22 protein-coding genes and 2 pseudogenes are annotated in these 25,721 nt (G+C 53.6%); 11 read left to right on the top strand and 13 right to left on the bottom strand.

Going from position 1 to position 25,721, the window contains the following annotated elements; translation table 11 throughout:
• Window positions 1-12: 12 nt before the first annotated feature.
• From AKG43_RS03035 to AKG43_RS03020, 4 genes are all read right to left on the bottom strand, one after another.
• Window positions 13-1,266 carry an FAD-binding oxidoreductase gene (locus AKG43_RS03035; RefSeq protein ID WP_054599107.1) on the bottom strand — a complete coding sequence of 418 codons (1,254 nt, stop codon included), beginning with the start codon at window positions 1,264-1,266 and terminating at the stop codon, window positions 13-15.
• Window positions 1,263-2,228 (bottom strand): proline racemase family protein, encoded by a 966-nt coding sequence (locus AKG43_RS03030; protein WP_054599106.1) that lies wholly within the window; start codon window positions 2,226-2,228, stop codon window positions 1,263-1,265. The genes AKG43_RS03035 and AKG43_RS03030 overlap by 4 nt, the downstream gene beginning before the upstream one ends.
• Before the next feature lie 297 nt (window positions 2,229-2,525).
• Window positions 2,526-3,278 carry an AraC family transcriptional regulator gene (locus AKG43_RS03025; protein ID WP_054599105.1) on the bottom strand — a complete coding sequence of 251 codons (753 nt, stop codon included), beginning with the start codon at window positions 3,276-3,278 and terminating at the stop codon, window positions 2,526-2,528.
• Window positions 3,279-3,307: 29 nt separating this feature from the next.
• A complete protein-coding gene (locus tag AKG43_RS03020; RefSeq protein WP_054599104.1) occupies window positions 3,308-4,159 on the bottom strand; it encodes a mechanosensitive ion channel family protein in 852 nt (283 codons plus the stop codon).
• Window positions 4,160-4,549: 390 nt separating this feature from the next.
• Between AKG43_RS03020 and AKG43_RS03015 the strand changes: the two genes are divergently transcribed.
• The 4 genes from AKG43_RS03015 (at window position 4,550) to AKG43_RS03000 (ending at window position 9,301) form a co-directional block, all read left to right on the top strand.
• On the top strand, window positions 4,550-5,572 hold the full coding sequence (locus tag AKG43_RS03015) for a hypothetical protein (protein WP_054599103.1): 1,023 nt from the start codon (window positions 4,550-4,552) through the stop codon (window positions 5,570-5,572).
• Window positions 5,573-5,733: 161 nt separating this feature from the next.
• A complete protein-coding gene (gene prfB / locus AKG43_RS03010) occupies window positions 5,734-6,837 on the top strand; it encodes a peptide chain release factor 2 (protein WP_054599150.1) in 1,104 nt (367 codons plus the stop codon).
• An 80-nt stretch (window positions 6,838-6,917) separates the two neighbouring features.
• Entirely contained in the window at window positions 6,918-8,240 is a 1,323-nt protein-coding gene (locus AKG43_RS03005) for a pitrilysin family protein (RefSeq protein WP_054599102.1), read from the top strand.
• Between the two features lie 329 nt (window positions 8,241-8,569).
• Complete coding sequence (locus AKG43_RS03000) at window positions 8,570-9,301, top strand: dienelactone hydrolase family protein (protein WP_054599101.1); 732 nt, start codon at window positions 8,570-8,572, stop codon at window positions 9,299-9,301.
• A gap of 103 nt (window positions 9,302-9,404) precedes the next feature.
• Here the strand turns inward: AKG43_RS03000 and AKG43_RS02995 are convergent, their stop codons facing one another.
• The 4 genes from AKG43_RS02995 to AKG43_RS02980 form a co-directional block, all read right to left on the bottom strand.
• On the bottom strand, window positions 9,405-10,010 hold the full coding sequence (locus AKG43_RS02995) for a trimeric intracellular cation channel family protein (RefSeq protein WP_054599100.1): 606 nt from the start codon (window positions 10,008-10,010) through the stop codon (window positions 9,405-9,407).
• A 336-nt stretch (window positions 10,011-10,346) separates the two neighbouring features.
• On the bottom strand, window positions 10,347-11,234 hold the full coding sequence (locus AKG43_RS02990) for a hypothetical protein (RefSeq protein ID WP_054599099.1): 888 nt from the start codon (window positions 11,232-11,234) through the stop codon (window positions 10,347-10,349).
• Window positions 11,231-12,988: a bifunctional biotin--[acetyl-CoA-carboxylase] ligase/type III pantothenate kinase gene (locus AKG43_RS02985; protein ID WP_054599098.1), complete on the bottom strand. Its 1,758-nt coding sequence runs from the start codon at window positions 12,986-12,988 to the stop codon at window positions 11,231-11,233. The genes AKG43_RS02990 and AKG43_RS02985 overlap by 4 nt, the downstream gene beginning before the upstream one ends.
• Window positions 12,985-13,494 (bottom strand): adenylyltransferase/cytidyltransferase family protein, encoded by a 510-nt coding sequence (locus tag AKG43_RS02980; protein ID WP_054599097.1) that lies wholly within the window; start codon window positions 13,492-13,494, stop codon window positions 12,985-12,987. The genes AKG43_RS02985 and AKG43_RS02980 overlap by 4 nt, the downstream gene beginning before the upstream one ends.
• Window positions 13,495-13,667: 173 nt before the next feature.
• On the opposite strand from AKG43_RS02980, the pseudogene AKG43_RS02975 reads away from it, so the two are divergent.
• Window positions 13,668-14,321, top strand: a pseudogene (locus tag AKG43_RS02975) (IS1595 family transposase).
• A gap of 45 nt (window positions 14,322-14,366) precedes the next feature.
• On the opposite strand, the gene AKG43_RS02970 reads toward AKG43_RS02975, so the two are convergent.
• From AKG43_RS02970 to AKG43_RS02955, 4 genes are all read right to left on the bottom strand, one after another.
• Window positions 14,367-16,133 carry an L-lactate permease gene (locus tag AKG43_RS02970; RefSeq protein ID WP_054599096.1) on the bottom strand — a complete coding sequence of 589 codons (1,767 nt, stop codon included), beginning with the start codon at window positions 16,131-16,133 and terminating at the stop codon, window positions 14,367-14,369.
• A 166-nt stretch (window positions 16,134-16,299) separates the two neighbouring features.
• Complete coding sequence (locus AKG43_RS02965) at window positions 16,300-17,745, bottom strand: LutB/LldF family L-lactate oxidation iron-sulfur protein (RefSeq protein ID WP_054599095.1); 1,446 nt, start codon at window positions 17,743-17,745, stop codon at window positions 16,300-16,302.
• A 62-nt stretch (window positions 17,746-17,807) separates the two neighbouring features.
• A complete protein-coding gene (locus tag AKG43_RS02960) occupies window positions 17,808-18,503 on the bottom strand; it encodes a lactate utilization protein C (protein ID WP_054599094.1) in 696 nt (231 codons plus the stop codon).
• The gene (locus AKG43_RS02955; protein WP_054599093.1) at window positions 18,500-19,276 is read right to left on the bottom strand and encodes a (Fe-S)-binding protein; all 777 of its coding nucleotides are present in this window, start codon (window positions 19,274-19,276) and stop codon (window positions 18,500-18,502) included. The genes AKG43_RS02960 and AKG43_RS02955 overlap by 4 nt, the downstream gene beginning before the upstream one ends.
• Before the next feature lie 320 nt (window positions 19,277-19,596).
• On the opposite strand from AKG43_RS02955, the gene AKG43_RS02950 reads away from it, so the two are divergent.
• From AKG43_RS02950 to AKG43_RS12690, 6 genes are all read left to right on the top strand, one after another.
• Entirely contained in the window at window positions 19,597-20,385 is a 789-nt protein-coding gene (locus tag AKG43_RS02950; RefSeq protein WP_054599092.1) for a FadR/GntR family transcriptional regulator, read from the top strand.
• 391 nt (window positions 20,386-20,776) lie between these two features.
• Complete coding sequence (locus AKG43_RS02945) at window positions 20,777-22,603, top strand: lytic transglycosylase domain-containing protein (protein ID WP_054599091.1); 1,827 nt, start codon at window positions 20,777-20,779, stop codon at window positions 22,601-22,603.
• A 181-nt stretch (window positions 22,604-22,784) separates the two neighbouring features.
• Window positions 22,785-23,555: an ADP-ribosylglycohydrolase family protein gene (locus AKG43_RS02940; protein ID WP_054599090.1), complete on the top strand. Its 771-nt coding sequence runs from the start codon at window positions 22,785-22,787 to the stop codon at window positions 23,553-23,555.
• A 111-nt stretch (window positions 23,556-23,666) separates the two neighbouring features.
• A complete protein-coding gene (locus AKG43_RS02935) occupies window positions 23,667-24,770 on the top strand; it encodes a hypothetical protein (protein ID WP_054599149.1) in 1,104 nt (367 codons plus the stop codon).
• The gene (locus AKG43_RS02930) at window positions 24,767-25,234 is read left to right on the top strand and encodes a low molecular weight protein-tyrosine-phosphatase (RefSeq protein WP_054599089.1); all 468 of its coding nucleotides are present in this window, start codon (window positions 24,767-24,769) and stop codon (window positions 25,232-25,234) included. The genes AKG43_RS02935 and AKG43_RS02930 overlap by 4 nt, the downstream gene beginning before the upstream one ends.
• Window positions 25,235-25,362: 128 nt before the next feature.
• Window positions 25,363-25,545 carry a hypothetical protein gene (locus AKG43_RS12690; protein ID WP_156300607.1) on the top strand — a complete coding sequence of 61 codons (183 nt, stop codon included), beginning with the start codon at window positions 25,363-25,365 and terminating at the stop codon, window positions 25,543-25,545.
• Here AKG43_RS12690 and AKG43_RS13130 read toward each other — a convergent pair.
• Window positions 25,510-25,680 (bottom strand): annotated as a pseudogene (locus AKG43_RS13130) (signal peptidase); the annotation flags it as partial. The gene AKG43_RS12690 and the pseudogene AKG43_RS13130 sit on opposite strands and share 36 nt — an antisense overlap.
• Window positions 25,681-25,721: the final 41 nt, after the last annotated feature.

The raw sequence follows: 25,721 nt of genomic DNA, 5'->3' as shown, positions 1-25,721 counted from the left end.
TGACGGCACGCCCTAGCTGCCGAAACGGTTAAAACGGTAAGGGCTTAAATCCATAGCAGGCTGTTCGCCGAAATACAGGGCTTTGACCAATTGCGCGGTCAGCGGCGCTTGGGTCAGCCCCAAATGCTGATGCCCGAACGCCAGCAAAACGTTTTCTTTGCGGTCGATTACCGGCAGCGAATCGGCAACCGACGGGCGGAAACCCATCCACGGCACGGCATCTTGCCGGTTCAGACGGCCTTTGAGCATAGGCTCGGCCAAGCGGAACAGCTGCTCCGCCCGTTCCATATTCGGCGGCGCGTCCAGCCCGGCAAACTCCACCGTACCGGCCAAGCGCAAGCCCGCGTTCATGGGCGTCATGATGAATTTGCGCTCGAAGCTGCTCACCGGCACGTTCAAAATATCCCGGCTGTGCGGCAACATCAGGTGATAGCCGCGTTCGGTGTCGAGCGGAACGCTGCTGCCGCACAGCTTGTTCAGCCACGGCTTGGAAAACGCACCGGCGGCAATCACCACGCGCTTGGCTTCAAACGCCTTGCCGCCGCCGATGATGCGGAACAGGCCGTCTGAAAAGGATTGGATATCGGAAACGTCGGTATGTTCACTCACCGTGCCGCCCGCCAGTATGAATGCTTGCTGCAAATCCGCCGCCATGCCCGCCAAATCGACCACATGGCCGGTATCGGGGTAAAACAGCGCGCCGCGTTGCGTGTCGGCCAACGCCGGTTCGCGCTCGTGCAGGCCGGCATGATCAAGCCATTCGTTGGCCACGCCCAATTCATTCAACGCCCTGCCGTGTTTCTGCAACGCCGCCTGCCCGCTTTCGGTTTCGCACACCAGCAGCGAGCCTTCGATGCGGATATGTTTTTCCACGCCCCACTCGCGCGCAAACACCTGCCACGCCGGCAAAGCGCGGCTGTTGAGCGCCATCAGGGCGCGGTGGCTGCGCCGGAAGCGTTCGGGCGTGAGATGGCGCAGCAGGCTGAACAGCCACGGCGTGATTTTCGGCAGGTATTTCCAGTCCAGCCGCAACGGGCCGAGCGGGTCGAGCAGCATTTTCGGCAGCTGCTTAAGCACGTCGGGCGACGCTATCGGAAACACCTGCTCGGTGGCGATATGCCCCGCATTGCCGTAAGACGCGCCGCCGCACACGGTATCGCGCTCCAACAGCAGCACGCTTTCGCCGCTGCGCTGCAATGCCAGCGCAATGCTCAAACCGACGATGCCGCCGCCGACCACGGCCGCAGAAAAAACCTGCCCGCTCATGATGTTTCGATTCCGTAGCGGAACGGGTCGTCCACGTTCACAAAAATTTCCGCCGCCGCATGAATGTGCGCCTCGCCTTTGATGGTCGGTATGATCATCCCCTCCGAATGCAGGCCGTCTGAAAACGGTTCGTAAGACGCGGCAAAGCGGCTGCCGATCACGCTTTCCTGTATCCATTCTTTTTCAGACGGCCACACGCCGTCGGCCGCCAAACAGGCCATCTTCGCGCTGGTGCCCGTGCCGCAGGGCGAGCGGTCGTAGGCTTTGCCCGGGCAGAGCACGAAGCTGCGGCTGTTAGCCGTGTCGGTTTTGCCGAAAAGCTCGATGTGGTCGATTTCCTGCCCGTCTTTGCCGGTGATGCCCTGCTCGTTCAGCGCGGTGCGGATGCGCCATGAAACCTCGGTGAGCAGCTCCAGATTGTCGGGCGCGATGGTGCAGCCGTGGTCGTTCACCAAGAAAAACCAGTTGCCGCCCCAAGCAATATCGCCGGTGATGCTGCCGATGCCCGCCACGTTGAGCGACACGTCTTTGCGGTAGCGGTAGGCCGGCACGTTGCGCACGCTCACCGAGCCGTCTTCATGCAGCGTGCAGCGCACATTGCCCACCGGCGTTTCGACGGTGTGGGTGCCGACATCAATGCGTTTAAGGTGTTGCAGCGTTTTAATCAGGCCGATGGTGCCGTGGCCGCACATGCCCAAATAGCCGCTGTTGTTGAAAAAAATCACGCCGGCGGCAGAAGCGGGGTCTTGCGGCTTGCACAACAACGCGCCCACCAAAACGTCCGAACCGCGCGGCTCCAAAATCAACGCGCGGCGCAAATGGTCGAAACGGTCGGCAAAATCGGCGCACTGCTCCTGCAAACTGCTGCCGGAAAGCTCGGGGAATCCGCCGTACACCACACGGGTCGGCTCGCCGCCGGTGTGGGAATCGATCACGGAAAAAGTGTATTCGGTATGCGGCATGGCACAATCCTATCGCTGAACAAACTTCCGCCCACCTTACAAAACCGCCGCTGCCGCCGTCTTGATGAATTTCCCGATTTTTGTGCAGAAATGGGCATACCCACAGTTAAATCACAGAACCGTCATACTCGGGCTTGACCCGAGTATCTCCCGGCCTTACTGAAATTCGAGATACTCGGGTCAAGCCCGAGTATGACGAAAGTACTATTAGTGCAAATTGCTTCACTTTCCGCTTGCACAAAGCAGAAATGCCTGTCTGAAAACCCTTTTCAGACAGGCATTTCTATGCGTTCGCTGTTATCTCGATTTCTTAAATTCAGACGGCGCCAAGCCCACCAACGCCTTAAACTGCCGCGTAAACGCGCTGTGGTCGGAATAGCCGCAGCGGGCGGAAATTTCCGTTACCGACAAGCCCGTTTCCAGCATCGCCATCGCCGCTTCGATGCGCACTTTTTGAATGTATTGCGAAGGCGTGATGTGGAAAATCTTTTTGAAATAACGCTCGATTTGGGCGGTGGAAAGGCGCGAAACGGCTTCCAAGTCTTTCATTTTGATGCTTTGGTCGAAATGACCGGCGATGTATTTTTCAATCAGCGCGATTTTCTTGTTCAGCTCGGGGCGGTTGCTGTCGTTGGTTTCCACGTCCACCGACACACCGAGCATGGCAATAACCTCACCCTGCGGATTGCGCACGGGCATTTTATGCGTGATACACCAGCCCAGTTCGCCCGAAGCATAAGTATGCAGCTCCAGCTTGTTGCTGATGGTTTTGCCTTCGCTCAACACTTCCCGGTCTTGCTGCGTATAATGCTGCCCCCATTCCGACTGAAACAGATCTTCCGACGTTTTGCCGATCAAAGCGGCCATATCGGGCAATTGCAGGCGGTGCAGCAGCGTATCGTTGGCATAAACGTATTGAGCCTGCGTGTTTTTTACAAAAAACACCGTGCTCGGCAGCACCTGCAACACAGGCGCAAACATGTTCAGGCTGCGGATGAGGTCGTTTAAATCCTGCGGCTGAACCGCGGGCGGGAGAAAGGCGGGTAGCATGGCGGATAAGGTTTGCGGCAGTTTCTTTATTAATCTTTATTATTCAATAATTTATACTGAATGCGGATAAATTCGTCGAGCAAGGCCTGCTGGATTTCCAAACGCTTCTGCACCGGCGAGGCAAAGCGCACGACAATGTGGTACACCTTGTCGTCGTGCGGCACGCGGGTGATGCGCGGTTGTGCGGCCGGCGTAATAAACAGCTTTTGCGTCTGCACTTCTTCCAAGTGGCGTTCGATGGCGGCGATATAGGGCAGGCAGAGTTTTTCCAGCAGCTTTTGCAGGCCGGGCACGATGGCATCCGAATCCAAATGAATGGGCACGGGGATTTCGAGCGTATGAATCACATACATGCCCAGCACGTTGTCGCGCTGCACCGAATGCGACAGCAGCAGGCTGTTGGGAAAGGATACGGTTTTGCCGCTCAACTGCCCCACCAAAGTATGCGGGCCGATCTGCATCATCAGGGTATTGAGCAGATTGATATCGACCACCCTGCCCCGCAACCCGTTCACTTCTATATAATCGCCAACCGAATATTGGTTGGTCGATGCCCGCAGCAGGCTGCCCGACAAGCACATGATCAGCTCTTTGGTGGCCAACACAATCGCGGCGGCCACGGCAAACATGGATAATGCCAGCGTTTGGATTTGCGCCGCCCAGATAATCGCCAGCCCGAACACCGCCATAATCAGCGTAAAGTTGCGGCTCACAACCACCCAGCGGCGTTTCTCTTCGATTTCCATCGCCGGATGGCTGCGGAAATGGGCTTGCAGAATCACCCCGCGCAAAATCAGCACGCCGATGATCATCAGCACCGATTCGAGAATTTCGGCCTTAACCGGCCCGTTTTGAATATATTGGTTTATGGTTTCCCACATAGCGGATTCCGTTAATGCGTTTCATGCTGTTAAGATAAAAAGAGACCTTTGCAAAACCTACGGATGTGGATGCGGTTCAATGTGCGGCAGCGCAGACGTCGATTGTGCAAAGGTCTCAAAGAGTATAGCAAAGCCGCCTCAGCCGCCTTCCCCGCCCAAACCGTATCCGGCAGTAAAATATGTAAAAGTCTGTCGGCACTATTGTAAACACAATGGCATCGGCCGTATGGGAATTTATGCCCGAAAACCCGATAAAAGCAGGTATTTTGCGCCTGCCGCAACATCCGCTAATGTCCGACTAATTTTATTGTGTTAGATTTAGCCTGCAGGCCGTCTGAAACCACCTGCCCGCGATATTGTCGAACCCTTGGAAAAGATAGGAAAGAAAATATGTTGAAACCCAATACACTCAGCCGCCTGTTGGCCGTATCTCTGGCCTGCGCCATGCTTCCGGCCTGCGCCGACAACAGCGGCAACAGCAATGAAACCGCTAAAACCGCCAAAGCAGAAAAGGGCGACAAAGCCGACAGCCGCTACCAATTGGCCAATATTTACGAACCTTCCGCCGCAGTACAGCTTTCAGACGGCCGCGTATTGATTGTTGAAGACGAAGCCAAACGCGCATTCAGCCTACTCTCTTTCGAGAGCAGCGGCAATTTCAAAGAAGACGAAAGCGCCGACGAAGCATTTATGGCCAGCTTCAAACAGTCGCACAGCGATTTGGAAGCCCTAACCCGCGATGCGCAAGGCTGGGTATATGCCGTCAGCTCGCATTCCGAAACCAAACAAAACGAACGCCTGCCCGCCCGCGAACACTTTTTGCGCTTTAAAATCAACGGCAACAAAGCCGAGCAGATCAGCTACGCGCCCAATCTGAAAGACGCGCTCGGCAACGCCCAATCTCTACTGCAAAGCATCAAAAAACAAACCGGCCGCTCCATCGACTTCCACACCATGAACGTCGAAGGCATGCACTACGACCAAGCCGCCAACCGCCTGCTGCTGGCTTTCCGCGATCCGTTCAGCATGATCGTGCCGGTTGAAAACCCCGACGACATGTTCGGCAAAGGTGCGGCACCGCGCTTCGGCGAACCGGTGGTGCTCAAACTCAAAGGCGGCGGCATCCGTTCGTTAACTTACGATCCCGTGCTCAAAGCCTATGTGCTCGCCAATGAAGTAACCGGCGACAACGGCAAAGGCCAATCGCAGCTGTGGACGTGGGACGGCAAAGCCCAATCCGCACCCGTGGCGCTGAACCTGCCCGAAAACGTGAAGCTGAAAAACATCGAAGCGGTCGAATCCGTAACCCTCAACGGCAAGCCCCGCCTGCTGCTGATGGGCGACGAAGGCAGCGTGAAAAAACAACGCCCCGCCCGCTATCTGCTGATTGATTACGCCGATCTCAACAAATAATCGCGATCAGCGTTTTGAGGCCGTCTGAAATTTTCAGACGGCCTCAATTGTTACCCGCCAAGCCAAGCGGCGCACATCCAAGCCACATAGCAAGCCCTTATAAAATTCAGTACAATACGCACCTGATTTTTAAGATTGAGACGAATAAAGAGAACATCATGATTGAAGCCGAAATCGTCAACCAACTAAACGGTATGCTCAACGACCTCGCCGCCCGCAGCAAAGACATCCGCGGCTACCTCGACTACGACGGCAAAAAAGACCGTTTGGAAGAAGTCGTCGGCCTTTCCGAAGACCTCGATTTGTGGAACGACCCTAAAAAAGCCCAAGAAATCGGCAAAGAGCGCAAAGTACTCGAAGGCATCGTGCTCACGCTCGACAACATCGCCGCCGGCATCGACGACAACCGCGAACTGCTGGAAATGGTGGTGGAAGAAAACGACGAAGAAGGCTTTGCCGCCGTGCAGGCAGACATCGCCAACCTCGAAAAACAAATGGGCGAGCTGGAGTTCAAACGCATGTTCAACCAGCCGGCCGACGTCAACAACTGCTTTATCGACATTACCGCCGGTGCGGGCGGCACCGAAGCCGAAGATTGGGCAGGCATGCTCTACCGCATGTATCTGCGCTACGCCGAACGCAAAGGCTTCAAAGTGGACGTGTTGGAAGAAGACGAAGGCGACATCGCCGGCATCAACCGCGCCACCATCAAGCTCGAAGGCGAATACGCCTACGGCCTGTTACGCACCGAAACCGGCATCCACCGTTTGGTTCGCTACTCGCCGTTCGATTCCAACAACAAACGCCACACTTCATTCTGCTCGGTATTCGTTTACCCCGAAGTGGACGACAGCTTTGAGGTGGAAATCAACCCTGCCGATCTACGTATCGACACTTATCGCGCTTCCGGTGCAGGCGGCCAGCACATCAACAAAACCGATTCCGCCGTGCGGATTACCCACAACCCGACCGGCATCGTGGTGCAATGCCAAAACGACCGTTCGCAACACCGCAACCGCGACGAAGCGATGAACATGCTCAAAGCCAAACTATTTGAATTGGAAATGCGCAAACGCAACGAAGAAAAACAATCGCTCGAAGACAGCAAATCCGATGTGGGTTGGGGGCATCAAATCCGCTCGTATGTGTTCGACCAATCACGCATCAAAGATTTGCGTACTTCTTACGAAGTCGGCAACATCAAAGCCGTGATGGACGGCGATTTGGACGGCTTTATCGAAACCAGCCTGAAACAGGGCGTGTAAACACATATCCGCCCCTTCCCATTCCTTCAGGCCGTCTGAAAGGCTTTTTCAGACGGCCTGCCACACACCGAAAGCCGCACATGTCTCCCAAACTTCTACTTCCCCTTATCCTGCTGCCCGTTTGCGCACAAGCCGCCGTTAACATCCAACGCTGGCACACCGCCGAGGGCACACAAGTGCTGTTGGTAGAACGCCATGAAAACCCCATTGTCGACGTTCGCATCAGCTTCAAAGGCGCAGGCAGCACGTCCAACCCTGCCGACAAAAGCGAAGTGGCCGAATTTACCGCTTCCATGCTGACCACCGGCACCGAAGAACTCGACGAAGAAGCCTTTCATGCCCGCGTAAACGACTTGGCTGCCTCACTCAGCAGCGACAGCGGAGAAGAAGGTGCCGCCGTTACCCTGCGCAGCCTCAGCCGGGCCGACAGCCTCCGCCCTGCCGTTGCCTTGCTCAACCAATCGCTAACCCGCCCGCGCTTTGCCGAACCTGTGTTCGAACGCCTGCGCAAACAAAGCATCACCGCCTTGCAGCAACAAGAAACCGACCCCGGTTTCATCGCCGAGCGCGAGCTGACCCGCCTCAATTACGGCAGCCATCCTTACGGACGCTCCGCCTATACAAGCACCGACAGCATCCGCAAAGTAACACTTAACGACATCCGCGCCTTCCACCGCAGCCGCTACGGTAAAAACAACGCCGTTGTTGCCGTGGTCGGCAACCTCAACCGCCGCCAAACCGAAGCCTTGGTCAAACAGGCATTAAACGGGCTGCCCGCGCGCAGCACCGCCGCGGAAAACGTGCCTGCCGTGCCCGAACACCGCTCCGAACAACGCCGCATCCCGTTTGCGGGCGAACAGGCCCAAGTGATGATGGGCATGCCCTTAATCAAACGCCACGATCCCGATTATTACGCGCTCGTAGCCGGTAACTACGTTCTGGGCGGCGGCGGATTCGACAGCCGCTTAATGCAAGAACTGCGCGACAAACACGGCTACACCTACGGCGCATCGAGCGGCTTGTCGCCCGCCAGCCAAGCCGGGCCGTTTACCATCGGCTTCTCCACCCAAAAAAACAATACCGAACCTGCTTTACAGGCCGCCCGCCGAGTGCTGGCCTCCTTTATCGAAGAAGGCCCTACCGAAGCCGAATTAAAGCAGGCCAAAGCCAACATTACCGGCAGCTTCCCCCTGCGCTTCGACACCAATGCCAAACTCTTGGGCTACCTGAGCCTGATCGGTTTTCACAACTTGCCCGACGATTATCTCGAAGCCTACCCCAAAGCCATCTCCGCCTTAACTGCCGAGCAAATCAAATCTGCGTGGCAACAGCGAGTGAATCCTGAAAACATCAATATCGTGGTGGTCGGTGCCGACGGCGGCGCGCAAAAAGCCAAGCCGTAACACGGTTCACAGACCGAAAAAGGCCGTAACTATTATCGAGGCTGTCTGAAAAAAACTTTTCAGACGGCTTCAATTAAATGCAGCACACATAAACCGTTTTCATCCTATGCCCCGTCATACTCGGGCTTGACCCGAGTATCTCGAATTTTGAGTAAGGTTGAGAGATACTCGGATCAAGCCCGAGCATAACGTGTTTACTTTTCACATTTAATTGTTAAACCGATCAACGACATCAGGTTTTACAGCACTTTTCCCTGCCGCCCCTTGAACGGCGGTGCGCCTTCCATTAAGCTGGGGCCGTCTGAAACACCTAACCCAAAGGAGAAAAAATGACCGTTACCGCCCATACCGTAGAATACCGCACCGCCAACGGCCTGAACCTGAAAAGCACTCTGTATCTGCCCACCCAAGCCGTTGACGGCCTTTCCGGTATATTGGTTGCCCCCGAATGGTGGGGTGTAACCGAACACGCCAAAAATGCCGCCAAACGCTTGGCAGAAGAAGGCTACGCCGCGATGGCGATGGATCTGTACGGCGATGCCCGCCTTACAGACGATGCCGCACAAGCCAACGAATGGATGACCGAAGTGCTGTCCGACCTGACCGCCCTGCCCGAGCGCACCCGCTTGGCCTTGGAAGCATTGGCCGAACGCCCCGAAGTTAATCCGCACCGCATCGGCGCCATCGGTTTCTGCTTCGGTGGCAGAGTGGTGCTCGATATGGCACGGCGCGGCGACAACCTCAAAGCCGTAACCAGCTTTCACGGCATTCTCGGCACGGCCACACCGGCTCAAGAAGGCTTTGTAAAAGGCGAATTGCTGATTGAACACGCCGGCAAAGACGTAATGGTCAGCGAAGAAGATGTTGCCGCCTTCCGCAAAGAAATGGACGATGCCAAAGTGCGTTACCACATCGACGTTTTCCCCGAAGCCAAACACGGCTTTACCAACCCGCAGGCAACCCGCAACGGCGAGAAAAACGGCGTTGATTTAGCCTACAACGAAGCCGCTGCCGAACAGGCTTGGCAAAATATGCTGGATTTGCTGGAGCGTAATCTGTAATCCGCCCGACAGCATAATCCACCAAACGACATCAATAGAAAAAGGCTGTTGCGTGATGGAGCAACAGCCTTTTTTTCAGACGGCCGTCTGAAAACCTCAAATACTAAAAACGCGGCAACGCCCACGCCACGCGGTAGGCCCACAATCTCAACGCATAGCCGCTAAACAGCAACACGTTCAACATCAAGGGATTAATCCATCCCACCCTATCCAGCAGATACATCGCCAAGCCGATAATCACCGACACCGTGCCGTAAAAATCTTTGCGCAGAATCATCGGAATGTCGTTCACCAGCACATCGCGCACAATGCCGCCGCCCACCGCCGTCACAAAACCGAGCATCACCACACCGAAAATATTCAAATCCAAATCAAGCCCCACCTGCGCGCCGGTGATGGTAAAAGCCACCAAACCCAGCGAATCGGCCAGCAAAAAAACCGTTGCCAGCTCGCGTTTGCGGCTTTTCTGCAATTTAAACAGCCACGAAAGCAGCAGCGTAATACCGATAACCATCCAAGCCGTGTTTTCAACAAACACCACGGGAATGCGCCCGATAACCGCATCACGGATAATGCCGCCGCCCACCGCCGTGAGCAAAGCGGCAATTAACACACCGAGCATATCCAAACGCTTACGCACACCGACCAAATAGCCCGACACGGCAAAGGCCGCGGTGCCGATAATGTGGATAATCTCAGTAGCAGTCATGTTAATAAACTTCAAAAATAGAATGGAAGGCAAGGCTTGAACGAGCGGCTTGAGGCCGTCTGAAAGCGGGCTGTGCAGGCTTCTCTAAAAGGCACTGAGCGGGTTTGGCTCAAACAAGCCGTGCGGTTTTCAATAAAACTTTTTCAGGGCAACACGTCGCTTTCGTAGGGCGCAGATTATCTATCCGCACGCAGGTCTTTTTCCGCAGCGGCTAAATTATCGACAATCAGCCAGTAACTTTAAAACTGGAAATCCAAAAACCAAAACAAAGGCGGATGAATCATCCGCCTTTCGTTCGATTACAACCTAATCAGCTTGTGTTTGCTTTTTGCCGGATCAACGGCAAGATCTGCGGTTCAGCCTGCCGTAGCGGTCTACAACATTCTGAATGGCTTGGGCGCTTTTATCGTCCACACCAAAAAAGGTAACGTGCATTTTCGATACGCTCAGGCTGCGGTCGTTGCTGCTGTTGTCGCGGCCGCCTTGTTCCTGAATACGCGTGCCGCCGAAACCTGCGGTAGAAAGACGGGAAATCAACACTTGGGCGGCCGAGCGGCTGCTGGTAACGCCTACGCTGATGTCGCCTTCGTAAAGCGATCCGCTGAAACCTTTGGCAGCCAGATTATCGAGTTGCTCGATCGCATCGTCTCCGGCAGACACCAAAACGCGGTAGGTTTTTTCGGTTGGAGCAGCCGCTTTTTTACTGTTGCTGCGTTTTTCTACCGTGCGCGAGGCGGCATGAGGCCATTGTTGGAGTAGACCTTTGATGCGGTGGTAGTCGTCTTCGTCAAAGGTAATGGATGCAGTGGAAACACATTGGCCGGCACGGCTCTGCTCTTTCTGCTCTGCGGCCGACTCGGCTTTTTCCCGTGCGGCTTTCTCCCGTTCAAGCTGCTCGCGTTTGGCCTTTTCTTCGCGCTCTTTTTTCTCTTTGGCCGCCTCTTCTTCTTTAACTTTTTGCGCCAAAGTAGCCAGCACCACTTCGTCATCCAACGGTTCGGATGCTACCGGACGCGGATCGTTCTTGCTGATCCAGTCGGGATAAAGGATTTCAGGCGGCCTGTCGTTTGCGGCGGCAGGCGGTTTCAGCTCTTGTTGCGCACCGGCTACAATGGGCACGGTGGGCGCAACGGCGTTTTTTTGTTTTTCTGCTACACGGCTGGCAACCATTCCACCGAAAACGATGATGTTTAATGCTACCAGCACAGCAAATAGCCATTTCATTGTTGTTGTATCCAGTTAAGTAAGCCGTAAATCACAAGATTATCTACAATTTTAACCGTGTTGTCCAAAGCAAAAACAGACGGTAGTGCTTGAACGACTTTCGGTGCTCCGCCACCGGTAATGATGAGGTCAACGGGCTTGTCCGGCCCCACTTTTTCTTTCAATCTGGCGTGCATCAGCAAAATCGATCCGCATACGGCATCCATGATGCCGCTGGCCAAGGCATTGGCGGTAGTGGTGGGAAAGGGGTACACGCGCCCGAGCGGGCGGTTGAGATTGGCGGTTTTCAAAGCCATGGCTTCTTTCATCAAATGGAAGCCGGGCATGATGGTACCGCCGAGATAATGATTGTCATCCGTCAGCGCATCTACGGTAACGGCTGTGCCGCAGCTCACCACCACGCAGGCATTGCGGGTAAAACGGCGGCTTCCGAGCGCATTAAACCATCGGTCGGCACCGTGTTCCTCTACATTGCGGTAATGGTTGCGGATACCGAGCGCTTGGGGCATAGACGCATGCCATTCAACCGGTTTCGACAACTGTTCTGCCACCAAGGCTTTTTTGGCTTCGCCGCACACGGCACTTCCTACGATACGGATATCGAGGCCGTCTGAACGCTCCCGCCACTCTGCGCCGAGCAGGCTCAAGTCGCGGTAAGGCGAGCGGCCGGTATGAACAATCGCACCGTCTTCCACCCATGCCCATTTCAATTGGCTGTTACCGCCGTCGAGCAGTAGGTAATGGCCGGAAGAGGCCGTCTGAACGGGTTGCGGTCGGTTATCGGGGCGCAGACTGATTTCGCCGCTGACGATAGTCCGCTCCGTCGCTCCGGTCTGCAAACGCAGAGCACCTTCGGCAGTCACGCCCGCCATCACGCCTTCATAGAGGATTTCGCCGTTTTGCAGCAGGCACACGGGGCGGCGGTAATCACGGTTAGCCGCGAGATAATCGTCTACCAAAACGCCGAATCCGTTTTGCTCAAACTGTGCCAATACGCTGTTTAGCTCGCTCAACAAAGCCGACAACAAAGCATCTGCGCTCACAGCAGATGAAGATGAGGCCGTCTGAAAAGCCGCCTGCACCGACGTTACATTTTCCACCTCTTTCGGCAAAACAAAATTGATGCCGATGCCAATCACCGCCACGGTTTTGCCGCCGCTACGCACGGTTTCAATCAGAATCCCGCCGAGTTTGTCGCAGCCCACCATCAAATCATTCGGCCATTTGATTTGCGCGGGCACGCCGAGTTTGAACAAAGCATTTCGGCACGCCAAAGCCACCGCCAAGGCCAATGCGCCCAACTCGTGCTGTCTCTGCTCAAACACTCTGCCGAAGCTGAACATCAAGCATTCACCCAAACGGTTGTGCCATGCCCGGCCTTGTCTGCCGCGCCCTTTGCTTTGCTGATGCCCCACCACCAACAAGCCTTGAGCCTGATCCGGCGCATTTTTAGCCGCGTCCAATACAATATCATTGCTGGACGCGCATTCATGATACAAGGCCGTCTGAAAACCGTGTTCGGCACCGATTTGCTGCAAACGCGTTTCATCAAACACTGCTAAAGGCCGCACCAAACGCCACTGTCCATCATGCTGCCGCAACAATCCGCGCACATGCGGCGGCATCTGCTGCCACAAGCAATTGATTTGATGCGGCTTCAAGCCGATATTTTTGCTTAAAGCCGATACATGCTGAGGCAGGCCGTCTGAAAGAGCAGCGAGCAGCTTCCAATGCTGCTGTTTGAGCGCAGTCATTTATTCTCCGCCGCTTCAACCGCGCGGATTTTCGCCAAAGTCTGCGTAGTAGAAGTTTGATGTAAAAAAGGAATCGAATACACCTTACCGCCGCGGGCAAGCGTTTCCTGCGCCCCGACAATTTTCTCCACCGGCCAATCGCCGCCTTTAATCAAAATATCCGGCTTCACCAACTCAATCAAAGCTGCCGGCGTATCCTCATCAAACCAAGTAACCAAATCCACGCTGGCCAACGAAGCTGCTACTGCGGCACGATTGGGCAAAGAATTAATCGGACGGTCGCTGCCCTTACCCTGCCGTTTGACCGAAGCATCGGTATTTAAAGCCAAAATCAACGCCGCCCCGGCAGAACGCGCCTGTGCCAAATAAGTTACATGGCCCCGATGCAGAATATCGAAACAGCCATTGGTAAAAACCAACGGACGCGGTAAAGCAGCAAGGCTTTCCGCCAACCGCTCCGGCGGACAAATTTTTCGCTCAAAATCAGGTAAAGGCCAGTTTTGCATAATGAACTTCCAAACGGAAAACAAGATGTCGGAATGATACCGAAGCACAAGGTTTAATGAAAGATGCGGGGGATATTAATGAATTTTTCAGACGGCATCAGATGTTGGAAAAGGTCGGGCTGTTTATATTTTTTGGGGCTGACGTAGATTAGCAGTCATGATAGGCTGCCAAAATGAAGATAACCCACTGTAAGTTAAAGAAGAGTCTGCAAAGAAAACTGCTTGAATATTTTGTATTGGAAGTAACCGCACGTTCTGCTGCCGATATCTTGGGTATTCAGCCCAATACGGCTATTCTCTTCTACCGTAAAATCCGTCTTGTTATCAGCCATCATTTGGCTTTGGAAGCAGATCAGGTTTTTGAGGGCACTATAGAATTGGATGAGAGCTATTTCGGCGGTAAGCGTAAAGGAAAGCGCGGTAGGGGAGCAGCAGGTAAAGTGGTGGCTTTCGGTATCCTTAAACGTGGAGGTAAGGTTTATACGGTTGTAGTGAATAATGCCTGAAAGGAAAGTTTATTTCCTGTTATTACAAGGAAAATTACACCTGATAGCGTAGTTTATACGGACTGCCTGAGCAGTTACGACGTGTTGGATGTCAGCGGTTTTCACCATCACAGGATTAATCACAGCAAAAAGTTTGCCGACCGACACAACCATATCAACGGCATTGAGAATTTTTGGAATCAGGCGAAACGTGTCTTGCGCAAATACAACGGAATCGACCGAAAATCTTTTCCTCTGTTCTTGAAAGAATGTGAGTTTCGTTTTAACTTCGGGACACCAAAGCAGCAGTTAAAAACTCTGCGGCTTTGGTGTGGTGTTTAGGGCTAATCTACTTCAGCCCCTTTTTTTATTGTTCCATTTAAAGCATCAGGCTTTGGCTTTGCCTTTTGAAGAAGACATCAGAACCAAGAATACCAACGGGAAAGCGACAGCAGCAATCCACCAGCCGATACTTCCTGAAATCAATGCTTGGGCAATAAATCCTGCCTGAACCACATAATACAGCATGGGCAACAGAGTTTTACGGATCACTTCACCTTCGCGGTTGAGCAAACCTACCACAGCTGCGGCAGCTACCACGTTATGCACGGAAATCATATTACCTGCCGCACCACCGATGGCTTGCGCTGCTACCACTACCGTAGACAAATCGGCGTTCAATCCAATTTGCTGCGCAGTTGAAAACTGGAAGTAAGAGAACATCATGTTACTGATGGTATTGGAGCCGGCAATAAAAGCACCCAATGCACCGATCCAAGGCGAAACATTCGGCCAAAAGCTTTCAAAAGCATGGGCGGCACTTTGAGCCAAAACCATAGGCATGGCAGGCAGCGCACCGGCCACATCCATATTGGCAGACTGCGAATTGATAAACACTTGAACCATGGGCACTGCAAAGAACAACGCAGGTGCGGCAGCAATCAGTGTTTTACCCGCATCACCCCAGCCGCGTTTGAAATTTTTCATGTCCATTTTGAAAATGAAAATACATGCAATTGCAACCAAAATCAAAATCGTACCGGGAGAGTAGCCGAATTGTACGGAACTGCTGATTTTAGTGCCGAACAGATTAGCCAGCTTGATGGTAGTCAACTCGCCGGTAAGGAAAGATTTAAGCGGAGCTACAACACGGGTCAGCACCAACAATGCTATTACAATCACATAAGGAGAAAATGCACGGAAAACTGAAAATGCGGGTTTGCCGTCATCTCCTTGTTCCGCAGTCAGCGAACCGCTCCAATGTGAATCCCATTTATCGCGCACAGGGAAATCAAATACTTCTTTAGGTACAAACAGGCCGCGTTTGGCTGCGGGCACTACCAGCAGCAAACCTATGAAACCGCCCACCAAAGAAGGGAACTCCGGCCCCATAAAACGGGCAACCAAGAAATAAGGCACGGTAAAGGCCAAGCCTGCAAACAAAGCAAATTTCCATGCTTTCAAACCTTCGGCAAAAGAGCGTTTTTCACCGAAGAAGCGGGTTAACATACCGCAAAGAATCAACGGAATCAGGAAACCTACCAAAGCGTGCAGCAGGCCGACGTTACCCGTAATCTGAAATAGGTATTGCTCAACAGTTGCAGGTGCAATAGCAGCAGCTACGTCTGCCTTGTTGCTGATACCTGAATTAACGCCCAACAGTAACGGCGTGCCAACCGCACCGAACGATACCGGAGTCGACTGAATAATCAATACCGACATAACAGCCGCCATAGCGGGAAAACCCAAAACCAACAATAAAGGGGCAACCACGGCGGAAGGCGTACCGAAGCCGGAAGAACCTTCGATCAGAGAACCGAACAACCAAGCCGCAATGATGACTTGAACGCGGCGGTCGGGGGAAATATCCATAAATCCTTGCCGGATCGACTTTAACGCACCGCTTTCTTTCAACGTGTTCAGCATCAAAATGGCACCGAATACAATGTAAAGAATGGTTAAAGCCACAATCACACCGTTTACGGTGGCGGCGGCTACGGTATTAAACGCCGCTCCCCATGCAAACAGTGCCAATGCAGCGGTAACCAAATACGCTGCCAGCATAGATACTTTGGCAGGCAGGCGCATGACGACCAACAGCACAAAGACTGTCAGAATCGGCAGCAATGCCAAAAAAGTATGAAGCATACTCATTTTAAAAGCTCCTCAGATGAGTGTTGTGTGAATGCGGCATTTCTCCCGCCTCTTATCGTTAGACCCGCAGGCTTCAAGCCTCAAGCCGTAGAAAAAACTTTCAGACGGCATCCGCTTAAAGCAGTTATGTTGCATAGCATGAGGGCCGTCTGAAAAATATGCGCTGTTATTGTGCTTGCTGCCGTTCGGCAATCATTTCGTGTAATGTTTTCGCAGCAGGTTTGAGCGGAATGCGGTTTTGCGTCCAACCCATCTGCTTGCTCGGCGTGAGCGAACGGAATTTGGTCGCCGCCCAACCGAAAGCACGGTAAGTTTTGCTGCCGCTGAAAATGCCGTTAAACGTGCGCCATGCAATCTGCTCGCCCAAATTGTGTGAAGCACCCTGCCCTTTAATCGGGTTCGGCACTTTTTCGCCGGGCGACCGTTGTGCTTCGGTACGCAAACGCATCAACAGCTCGGTAATCGGAATGCGTACCGGGCAGACTTCGGCACAGGCTCCGCACAAAGAAGATGCCGTAGGCAAATCTTTGGTGGATTCCAAGCCCAGCAGATGCGGTGAAATAATTTCACCGATGGGGCCGGGATAAGTGGTGCCGTAAGCAGCGCCGCCGATGCGGGTGTAAACCGGACAATGGTTCATACAGGCACCGCAACGGATACATTGCAGCGTTTGGCGCATCTGTTCGTCGGCATACGCTTGGGTGCGGCCGTTATCCAACAACACCAAATGCATTTCTTGAGGGCCGTCCAACTCGGCGCTGCGGCGCGGGCCGGTAATCATATTGAAATAAGTGGTGATGTTCTGACCGATGGCGCTGCGCGGCAACAGGCTGTATAACGGCGGAATATCCGATAACTTGGTAACCACTTTTTCAATACCGGTAATGGCAATATGCACGGGCGGTACGGTAGTGGTCAAACGACCGTTGCCTTCGTTTTCTACCAAACACAGCGTGCCGGTTTCGGCTACGGCGAAATTGACGCCGCTCAAACCTACGTCGGCAGTGCGGTAAATATCGCGCAAGGCGCGGCGGGCAATGCCCGTGAGTTCGTCCACATCGTCGGTAAGCGGGGTGTTCAGGTTATTGTGGAACAGCTCGCTTACCTGCTCTTTGGTTTTGTGAATGGCCGGCATCACGATATGCGTGGGCTTCTCTCCGGCCATCTGAACGATGTATTCGCCCAAATCGCTTTCTACGGCACGCATACCGCGGTCTTCCAAATAATGGTTCAACTCGATTTCTTCGCTGACCATTGATTTGCCCTTAACCATCAGGTTGCCGTTTTTGGCTGCGACGATGCCGTGGATAATTTGACAGGCTTCATCGGGTGTTTCGGCCCAATGTACTTTAACACCCAGCTCGGTCAGCTTGCTCTCGAGCTGCTCCAAAAGCTCGGGCAGGCGCGACAGGGAACGCTGGCGGATGTGCTCACTCAAAGTGCGCAGGGCTTGCAGTTCGTATTCGTCGGACAATACGTTTTTACGTTTTGTCATCAACATATCCATTGCCGTGCGCAGGCTTTTTCGCAACGGGGCATCGGCGAGCGCACCAACAGCATTCTGCTTGAAGGTTTCCGGTTTCGGATGGAAGTGTATGGTTTGTGTGTTCATATTGTTAGATATTATTTTTCTACGCCCGCTTTTTCAGACGGCCTGAGCGCGGGGATATTTCATTACCTGTCCAAATCAGACGGATCGATGTGCTCGGGCAATACCGCCAGCACGACCATATCGCGGGGGCCGTGGGCTCCGTAAGCCAATGTCAGCTGGATGTCGGCCGTTTTCGAAGGACCGGAAACCAAAACTACATTGGTAGGCATATTCGCCGCCATATTCTCGCCCTGCATAGCACTGTAAAAATCGTTGTACATTTTGGACGTATCGAACAGGCAGATATGCACCGGCGGCACAAGGCTTTGGCTGCGGGGCTGTTCTTCAGACGGCCACAGCAGCAGCGTACCGGTTTGGGCGATACCGCAGCGGACATCGGTAAAACCGGCATCTATATCGTTGAAGAAGCTGTCTTTCCAATCTTCAATCGGGCGGTCGAAAGCTTTGACTTCGATTCCTGCCGCTTGAACGGCTGCTGCCGCTTCTCTGCCGTGATCGGTTGCCAACGGCAACAAGATATTGCGCAAACCTTTTTCTCGTGCCACGTTAACCAAAGCCTGCTGCCAATCATTGCTGCGCACCCAGTAAATTTCGGTTTTTACCGCACGCATGGTTTTGGCCCAATGTTTCAGACGGCCTTCTTCCGTATCCCAATGGGGCGACATCTCTTCGTAATATTCTGCGGTGTCCGGCTCTTTCATCGGCGATGCGGCAGCTTTGCGCAGTTTGGCTAAAATATTGGCGCGTGCGTTACTCATACTTTGCCTCCCGTACGCTCCAATAAAAACGTAGCTATATGTTTGGGTTTGGGCATGCCCGGTTCGTCTTTGGCGATTTTGCCGCCGATGTTCAGCATACAGCCCGCATCGGCACTGATGATTTCAACGGCTTGCGTTTCTTTAAGCGCAGCCACTTTGTCGCTTACCATCGCGCCCGAAATATCGGGATGTTTCACGGAAAACGTACCGCCGAAACCGCAGCATTCACTCTCATGACCGTGTACCACTCGCTCAACGTTGGATAATTTATCGACCAACACCCAACCGGATACATGCACATTCATTTCACGGCGTGCCGAGCAGGAAGTGTGTACGGCCACTTTTGCCGGCAAGCCTTTGTCTTGCGGTTCGTAGCCGATAGACAACAGAAAATGGGTAAATTCGACCACCCTTTCTGAAATTTCATTGGCCTGACGCTCGTAAATGCTGCCTTTAAACAAGGTAGGCCAATGGTGTTTCATCATGCCGCCGCAAGAGCCGGAAGGCACAACCACCGGCCACGGCTCGGGAAACAGGCCCAACTGGGCTTTGGCCACCTCAAAAGAATCTTTCGGGTGTCCCGAAGAAAAAGCGGGCTGGCCGCAGCAACTCTGTTCCATCGGAAAATGCACGCGTATGCCCTGCTGTTCAATCAGCGTAATCGCATCCATACCGGCTTCGGGCATGAAAATATCGAGCAGGCAGGTGCCGAAAAAGTAAATATCGGTTGGTTTGCCGCCTGAAACGGCGGCATGGGTAGTGTTGTGGTTCATTTTGCTTTGATAGATTTTGCTTTTGATATTTTTGATATTATTTTTGGTTAATTGGTCTGACCAATTTGTTAATTGTTTTCTACTTTACGTAATGCTGTGTAGCCGGTCAAGTAGCTGCAACAAAATAAATGGGCTTCATAGCAGTGAAATTTTAACCGCCGCCAAAAAAGTTTACGGTACAATGCCCTGAGAATACCGCAGAAGATTTTCTGGCCGGTGTCAATTCGATAATAAATAAATGTTTTGAATAAAATCTGAAAATACATAGCTTTTCAGCCCTTCCCAAGCAACCGCCCTCCCAAATGATTCAGGTGTGAAATATGCAGCCGAATACCGCAGCCGTGGTCAGAACGCCCGGAATAGGCGCACAAATCGCTTCTATTTTAGAAGAACGGATTTTACAAAACGTGTATCCAATTGGCAGCAAACTGCCGCCCGAACGCGCCCTTGCCGAAGAGTTCGGCGTATCGCGGCAATCGTTGCGTTCGGCACTGCGTATTTTATCGGCACACGGTATGCTGCATACGCGGCAGGGCGACGGTCATTATGTTTCCAGCCGTGTCGAGAAAAATTTCCAATACGGCTGGGAAGATCTGCTGGATAAAAACGAGAATATGGAAAACGAGGTATTAGACTTCCGCCGCCATATCGAAGGAATGCTTGCCGCTTTGGCCGCGCAACGCCGCACCGAAGCTGATTTGATCAGGATGCGCGGATGGCTCGACAAGCTTCGCGAAGCCTACGCGCAAAACAATCTCGATCTGCAATCCGCCGCCGACGTAGGGTTTCATCAAGCGGTTGCCGAAGCCGCCCACAATATCATGTTCACCCGCCTTTCAGACGGCCTGCTGCGCCTGTTGACCGGCCAAACCAAACGCAACCTTGCCAATATGTTCGGCGTTCCCGACATCCACAGCCAACTGACCGCACAACATGATGCCATTTATCAAGCCATCAGGCGTCAAGATGCGGCAGGAGCCACTCAAGCCGCCCACCGGCACTTGGATTATGTGCAAAACAGCCTGAGCCGGCAACGCGCGCAGCAGCAGCGTGAAAAGCTGTCTCTTGCCCAAACCGCCGGCGATGCCCGCAAACCTGTTTTCAAATAAACATCTAATACATCGGCTAATACATCGGCAGGCCGAATCCTGCTTGCAAACCATCCGAAACCGCCAAGCTTTGTTCGAGGCCGTCTGAAATACAGCCAATCAGCACATTGTTAATACAAGGCAGCTAACGGCAGGCGGTAAAGACAAGGCACATCAGCGCAGCGAGTGCAGGCATTAGATAGTCAAGCAAGCAGCGCACAATGCACAAATACGCCTTGAACTGCATCCACATCTGAGGGTTTTGCAAAGGTCTCGGCCTTAGTATGGTTTTGCCATCATTCACATCCATATTCAAATGCTATGTAATGTAAATATCGCATTTCTGTTTCAAACTCCGCCGCGAATCGTTTAAAATCAAACCTTTTCTCCAAACACCAAGAAAGACTGCCTTATGACCTTCCAGCGCACACTCACCTTGACGCTTACCGCCATTACCGCAGCCGTTCTGACTGCCTGTTCGTCGCACGAGCAACCCGTAGAACCGATCCGCGACGGCTCACGCCCCTCTTCCCGCGCCGCCGAGGCTCCGGCAAAAATCCTATCGGATTATCAACTCTACCAAAACGCTCTGGCCGCCGCCAAACAAGACGACGATATTCTGCCGCAACAGTTTTTAAACCAAGCCGCCAACAGCGCAATGGCAGAAGAAGTCCGCAACGAATGGCTGAAAAGCTTGGGCCGCCGCGGGGCATGGCAGCAGTTCAACCGGCAATACGCCCAACTCGACAAAGCAGGCCGCTCTCAAGAAGCGCAATGCTACGCAGAACTGAACGGCGGCCGATTCGACGGCTTGGCTGTCGAGCTGGTTAAAGAAATCAAACGTCTGCCACAAGGCTGCACCCGTTTGGTGGAGAACGCCGCATCGGCAGGCCGTCTGAACGATAAAGATGCTTGGCGGCGTGTGCGCGGCCTCATCAGCAACAATCAAATCACAGATGCACGCAATCTTGCCGCCGCACTCGGCAGCCCGTTCGACGGCGACGGACAAGGTGCGCAAGAAGCCCGCTTGATCAGCATTATCGGCAACAGCGCGCAAAAGAACCCTGCTTCGGCCGGCCTGTTGGAAAGCATGTCGGGCAGCTTGACCCGCGAGCAAAGCGGCTATGCTTGGGCGGTACTGGGACACGTTCAGGCTTTGCGCCAAAACATGTCGACGGCACTCGCCTATTTCAACCGCGCCGACCGCAGCCAGCTGAGTAACGAGCAGTTCGAATGGTATGCCCGCGCCGCCCTGCGCCTGCAACGCTGGAACGAATTGTCCGGCATCATCGAAAGCATGCCTGCCAAACTGCAAAACGATCCGACCTGGCAATATTGGCTTGCCCGCAGCTATGCCGCACAAGGCGACCGCTCGCGCGCCAACGGGCTGTATGAAAAAGCCGCCGCATCGGGCCGCAACTTCTATGCGGTATTATCGGGCGAAGAACTCGGTCGCCGCGTCAACACGCGCAATAATGTCGGCGAAGCATCGAAAAGCGATGTCAAACAGCTGGCCCGCGACGGTGCCATCGACCGTGCACTGACTTTGTTTAAAGCCAGCCAGAACGGCGGCGATTGGAAAATGCGCCGCCAAGCTCAGGCAGAATGGCGTTTTGCCACGCGGGGTACAGATGAAAACTTACTGCTCACCGCCGCGCAATTGGCATTCGACCACCAGTTTTACGAAATGGCCATCAACAGTGCCGAACGAACCGATAAAAAACTGAACTACAATCTGCGCTATATCTCGCCGTTTAAAGAAATTACCGCGCGTTATGCGTCTGAAGTCGGCATCGACCCCGCATGGGTGTACGGCCTTATCCGCCAAGAAAGCCGTTTTATGCTCGGCGCACAATCAAGCGTAGGCGCACAAGGCTTAATGCAGGTGATGCCCGCTACCGCCCGTGAAATTGCCGGAAAAATCGGCATCAGCAGCAGCGAACTTTACACCATGAACGGCAATATCCGCATGGGCACATGGTATATGGCCGACGCCAAACGCCGCCTGCAAAACAACGAAGTGATGGCAACTGCGGGCTATAATGCCGGCCCCGGCCGCGCCCGCAACTGGCAATCGTCTGCCCCGTTGGAAGGCGCCATTTATGCGGAAACCATTCCGTTCAACGAAACCCGCGACTATGTGAAAAAGGTGATGACCAACGCCACTTATTATGCGAGTCTGTTCAACGAACCGCATACGTCGCTGAAACAGCGTATGGGTACCGTACCCGGCCGCTAATCAAACGGGCACGGTTCGGCAAACTTGAGGCCGTCTGAAAACACGTTTCAGACGGCCTCAAGCCAACAATCACACCTTGCTCTTATCTATATAGTTAATCAACTTAACTATAAACATTCATTGCAGCGGTTTTTTTAGGTCAGCTAAAAGGCGACACGCTTTAAAACAGACAAGGGCCATTATGCTGGGTGCAGCCACCGGAGATATTATCGGTTCCCGTTTTGAGTTCGATAACCATAAAAGTACCGATTTCGAACTGTTCACAGACGACTGCGGTTTTACCGACGATACCGTATGCACGGCTGCCGTAGCCGACTGGGTAGCCGGCGGCTGCCGTAACGACTTGGCCCTGCTTATGCAACAATGGTGCCGCCGCTATCCCGCGCCCCGCGGGGCTTACGGTGCATCGTTCCAACGCTGGATACACCAACACCCTCCGCAACCTTACGGCAGCTGGGGCAACGGCTCTGCCATGCGCGCTTCTGCCGTGGGCTGGGCATTCGACACATTAGATGAAACCTTAGCCTATGCCGAAGCTTCCGCCGCCATCACACACAACCACCCCGAAGGCATCAAAGGCGCGCAAGCCGTTGCCGCTACGATTTTCTGGAGCCGCCACGGCTGCGACAAAGCGTTTATCCGAAACAATATTACCAATATGTTCGGCTACCGCCTCAACCGAAGTTGCCGTGATATCCGACCTGACTACACATTTGACGCGAGCTGCGCCGGCAGCGTGCCGCAAGCCTTTGCCGCATTTTTCGACAGCAACCACTTTGAACACGCCGTCCGCTTGGCGGTTTCTTTGGGCGGCGACAGTGATACTTTGGCCGCCATCACCGGCAGCATCGCCGAAGCTTATTACGGCGGCGTTCCTTCCCTTATCCGCGAGCAAACACTCAAGCGGCTGCCGCCCGACATTACCCGTGCCTTATTGAGCGTGCCGATGTAAAACGCAACAGCGCAGAAATACGCCGCAAACGGGGTTTGGCAAACGCCTCAACGTGAGTTTATTTGCTATATAATGCAGGCCGTTTCCCGTTCATCCGCCAAAGGCAAAACCATGATGCCGTTCACTCTGCCCGATACCCGCCCCTACCCCACCGACCCGGTAAAAAACAGCCTGCTGACTTATGCCGGCCAAATCGCCCACAGCACATCACCGGCACAACGCAAACTGTCTTCCGAATCGTTGCAGGCCGAAATTTATATGATGTTGCAGCAAAACCATTATCTCGGCCTATCGGTTGCCATGAACATGGCACCCGACACGGAAAGCTACCTCGCTTTGTTCAACACGTTAGATGATGCGCTTCAAGCCAAATCGGAGAATGAAATCCAATGGTTTGCCCTGCCCGTGGTATTGGTTGCCGGTTGCAATCAGGCGCAAACTCTGCCGCTCGACACCCCTTCGCTGGAACTGTGTGCCTGTTTGGCCGATTATCCCCACCTGCGCGAACTGATTCATGCTACATGGCTGCCCAAACTGGTGCGTTCTTCCGATCTGGCCGCCGTCAACGCAGGGCAATGGTTCGCAGCCAAACAAAACGAAGCCGCCGCACAAGCACTTGCCGCCCAATTTCCGCAAGCCGATTTAGACATCCCGCAAAACCAATCCGTGCACGTTGTTTTTGCATTGGGATATGGCAAGCAAAACATTCAGACGGCCCTTACCCCCAACCTGCGGGATGCCGCCCTGCCCCTGATGCAGGTATGGCAAACCAGCCTGACCCGGCCGGGCTTGACATTATTTGCCAACCCGTTGGCTCCCGCTTCCCCCCTGCACGCATTGACCGAAGGCAGCCACATGCGCACACGCATGGCCATGGACGTATTTGCCGCCAACGCCATCCGCGCCATCCGCCTGCAAAGCCCGCGCGTCGGCGTGGTTATGGCTGCCCAGCAAGGCGGAAAAATCCTGTTCGGCTTCAATGCCACCGACAGCGTATTCGAATTGGCCAACCAAGTTTTTACTTGGCCGCTCTCCCCTGCCGACCGCATCGAAACCATCCGGCAAAACTTTTTAGACCTGATGGTAGAGTGCCAAGTAGAAAACATACGCCAGCTGCACGATCCCTTACCCGAAGACGCCGAACTGCCTACTTACGCCCAAGCGCTCAAGCTCCCCGGGCATAATCCCTTATTTTCCGAACAGCCCTCATCATGAATACCTACCGAATTCTATTCGTCTGCCTCGGCAACATCTGCCGCTCGCCGATGGCAGAATACGTTTTACGCCACCAAGCCCGTGAAGCCGGCGTAGCCGACCGCATCATCACGTCAAGCTCAGGCACGTCCGGCTGGCACAACGGCGAAAATATGCACGAAGGCACATTGAAAAAACTCAAGCAGCAAGGTATTGACCCCTCGGGCTTTACCAGCAGCCAAGTTGCACACAGCGATGCCGAACATTACGATTTCATCATCGCCATGGACGACAACAACCTCGCCGAACTCACCCGCCTTTTGGGCAGCAACCCGGAAAAAATCTTCAAACTCACCGACCTGATTCCCGAAAGCGGCTATGATCACGTTCCCGATCCTTGGTACACCGGCGACTTCAACGAAACGTTCCGCTTGGTTTCTTTGGGCAGCCGTGCCCTGCTGAAAAAACTGAATCTAACCCATTAAAACCGCACGCTTATTTATAACAAATCCACTTGATATGAATAATAGAACCGTCATACCCGCGCCAACGTGAGTATGACGGACATGCTATTGTTAAGTGGATTGAATATGTATAGCCAAGCGAGCGTGCAATGGACAACGCAGCTGGGGGTTGTGCAAAGGTTTCAGATTATTCATCAAGCATTGATACCATCAAGATTGATACCACCCAACAAACTCGAGGCCGTCTGAAAACAGATTTTCAGACGGCCTCGAGCCATTTGGCGGACACGCAGAGATTGAGACCTTTGCAAAACCCCCAAATGTGGATGTAGTTCAAGGCGTAGCAGCACAGCGAGTGCAGACATATCATACAGATAGGCAAACGAGCGAGCAGCGCACAACGTAGAAATGCGCCGCAGATGGGGGTTTTGCAAAGGTCTCAGATTGGGTGTTGCAAATAAATTCAACTTGCCACGGCAAGGTATAGCAACGCCCAAGCAAAGTTAAA

It is taken from the genome of Neisseria sp. 74A18, assembly GCF_001308005.1.
GTDB classification, from domain to species: Bacteria; Pseudomonadota; Gammaproteobacteria; order Burkholderiales; family Neisseriaceae; genus Neisseria; species Neisseria dumasiana.
Note: the sequence above shows the minus strand (reverse complement) of the source record. Positions and strands in the feature narration are given on the sequence as shown.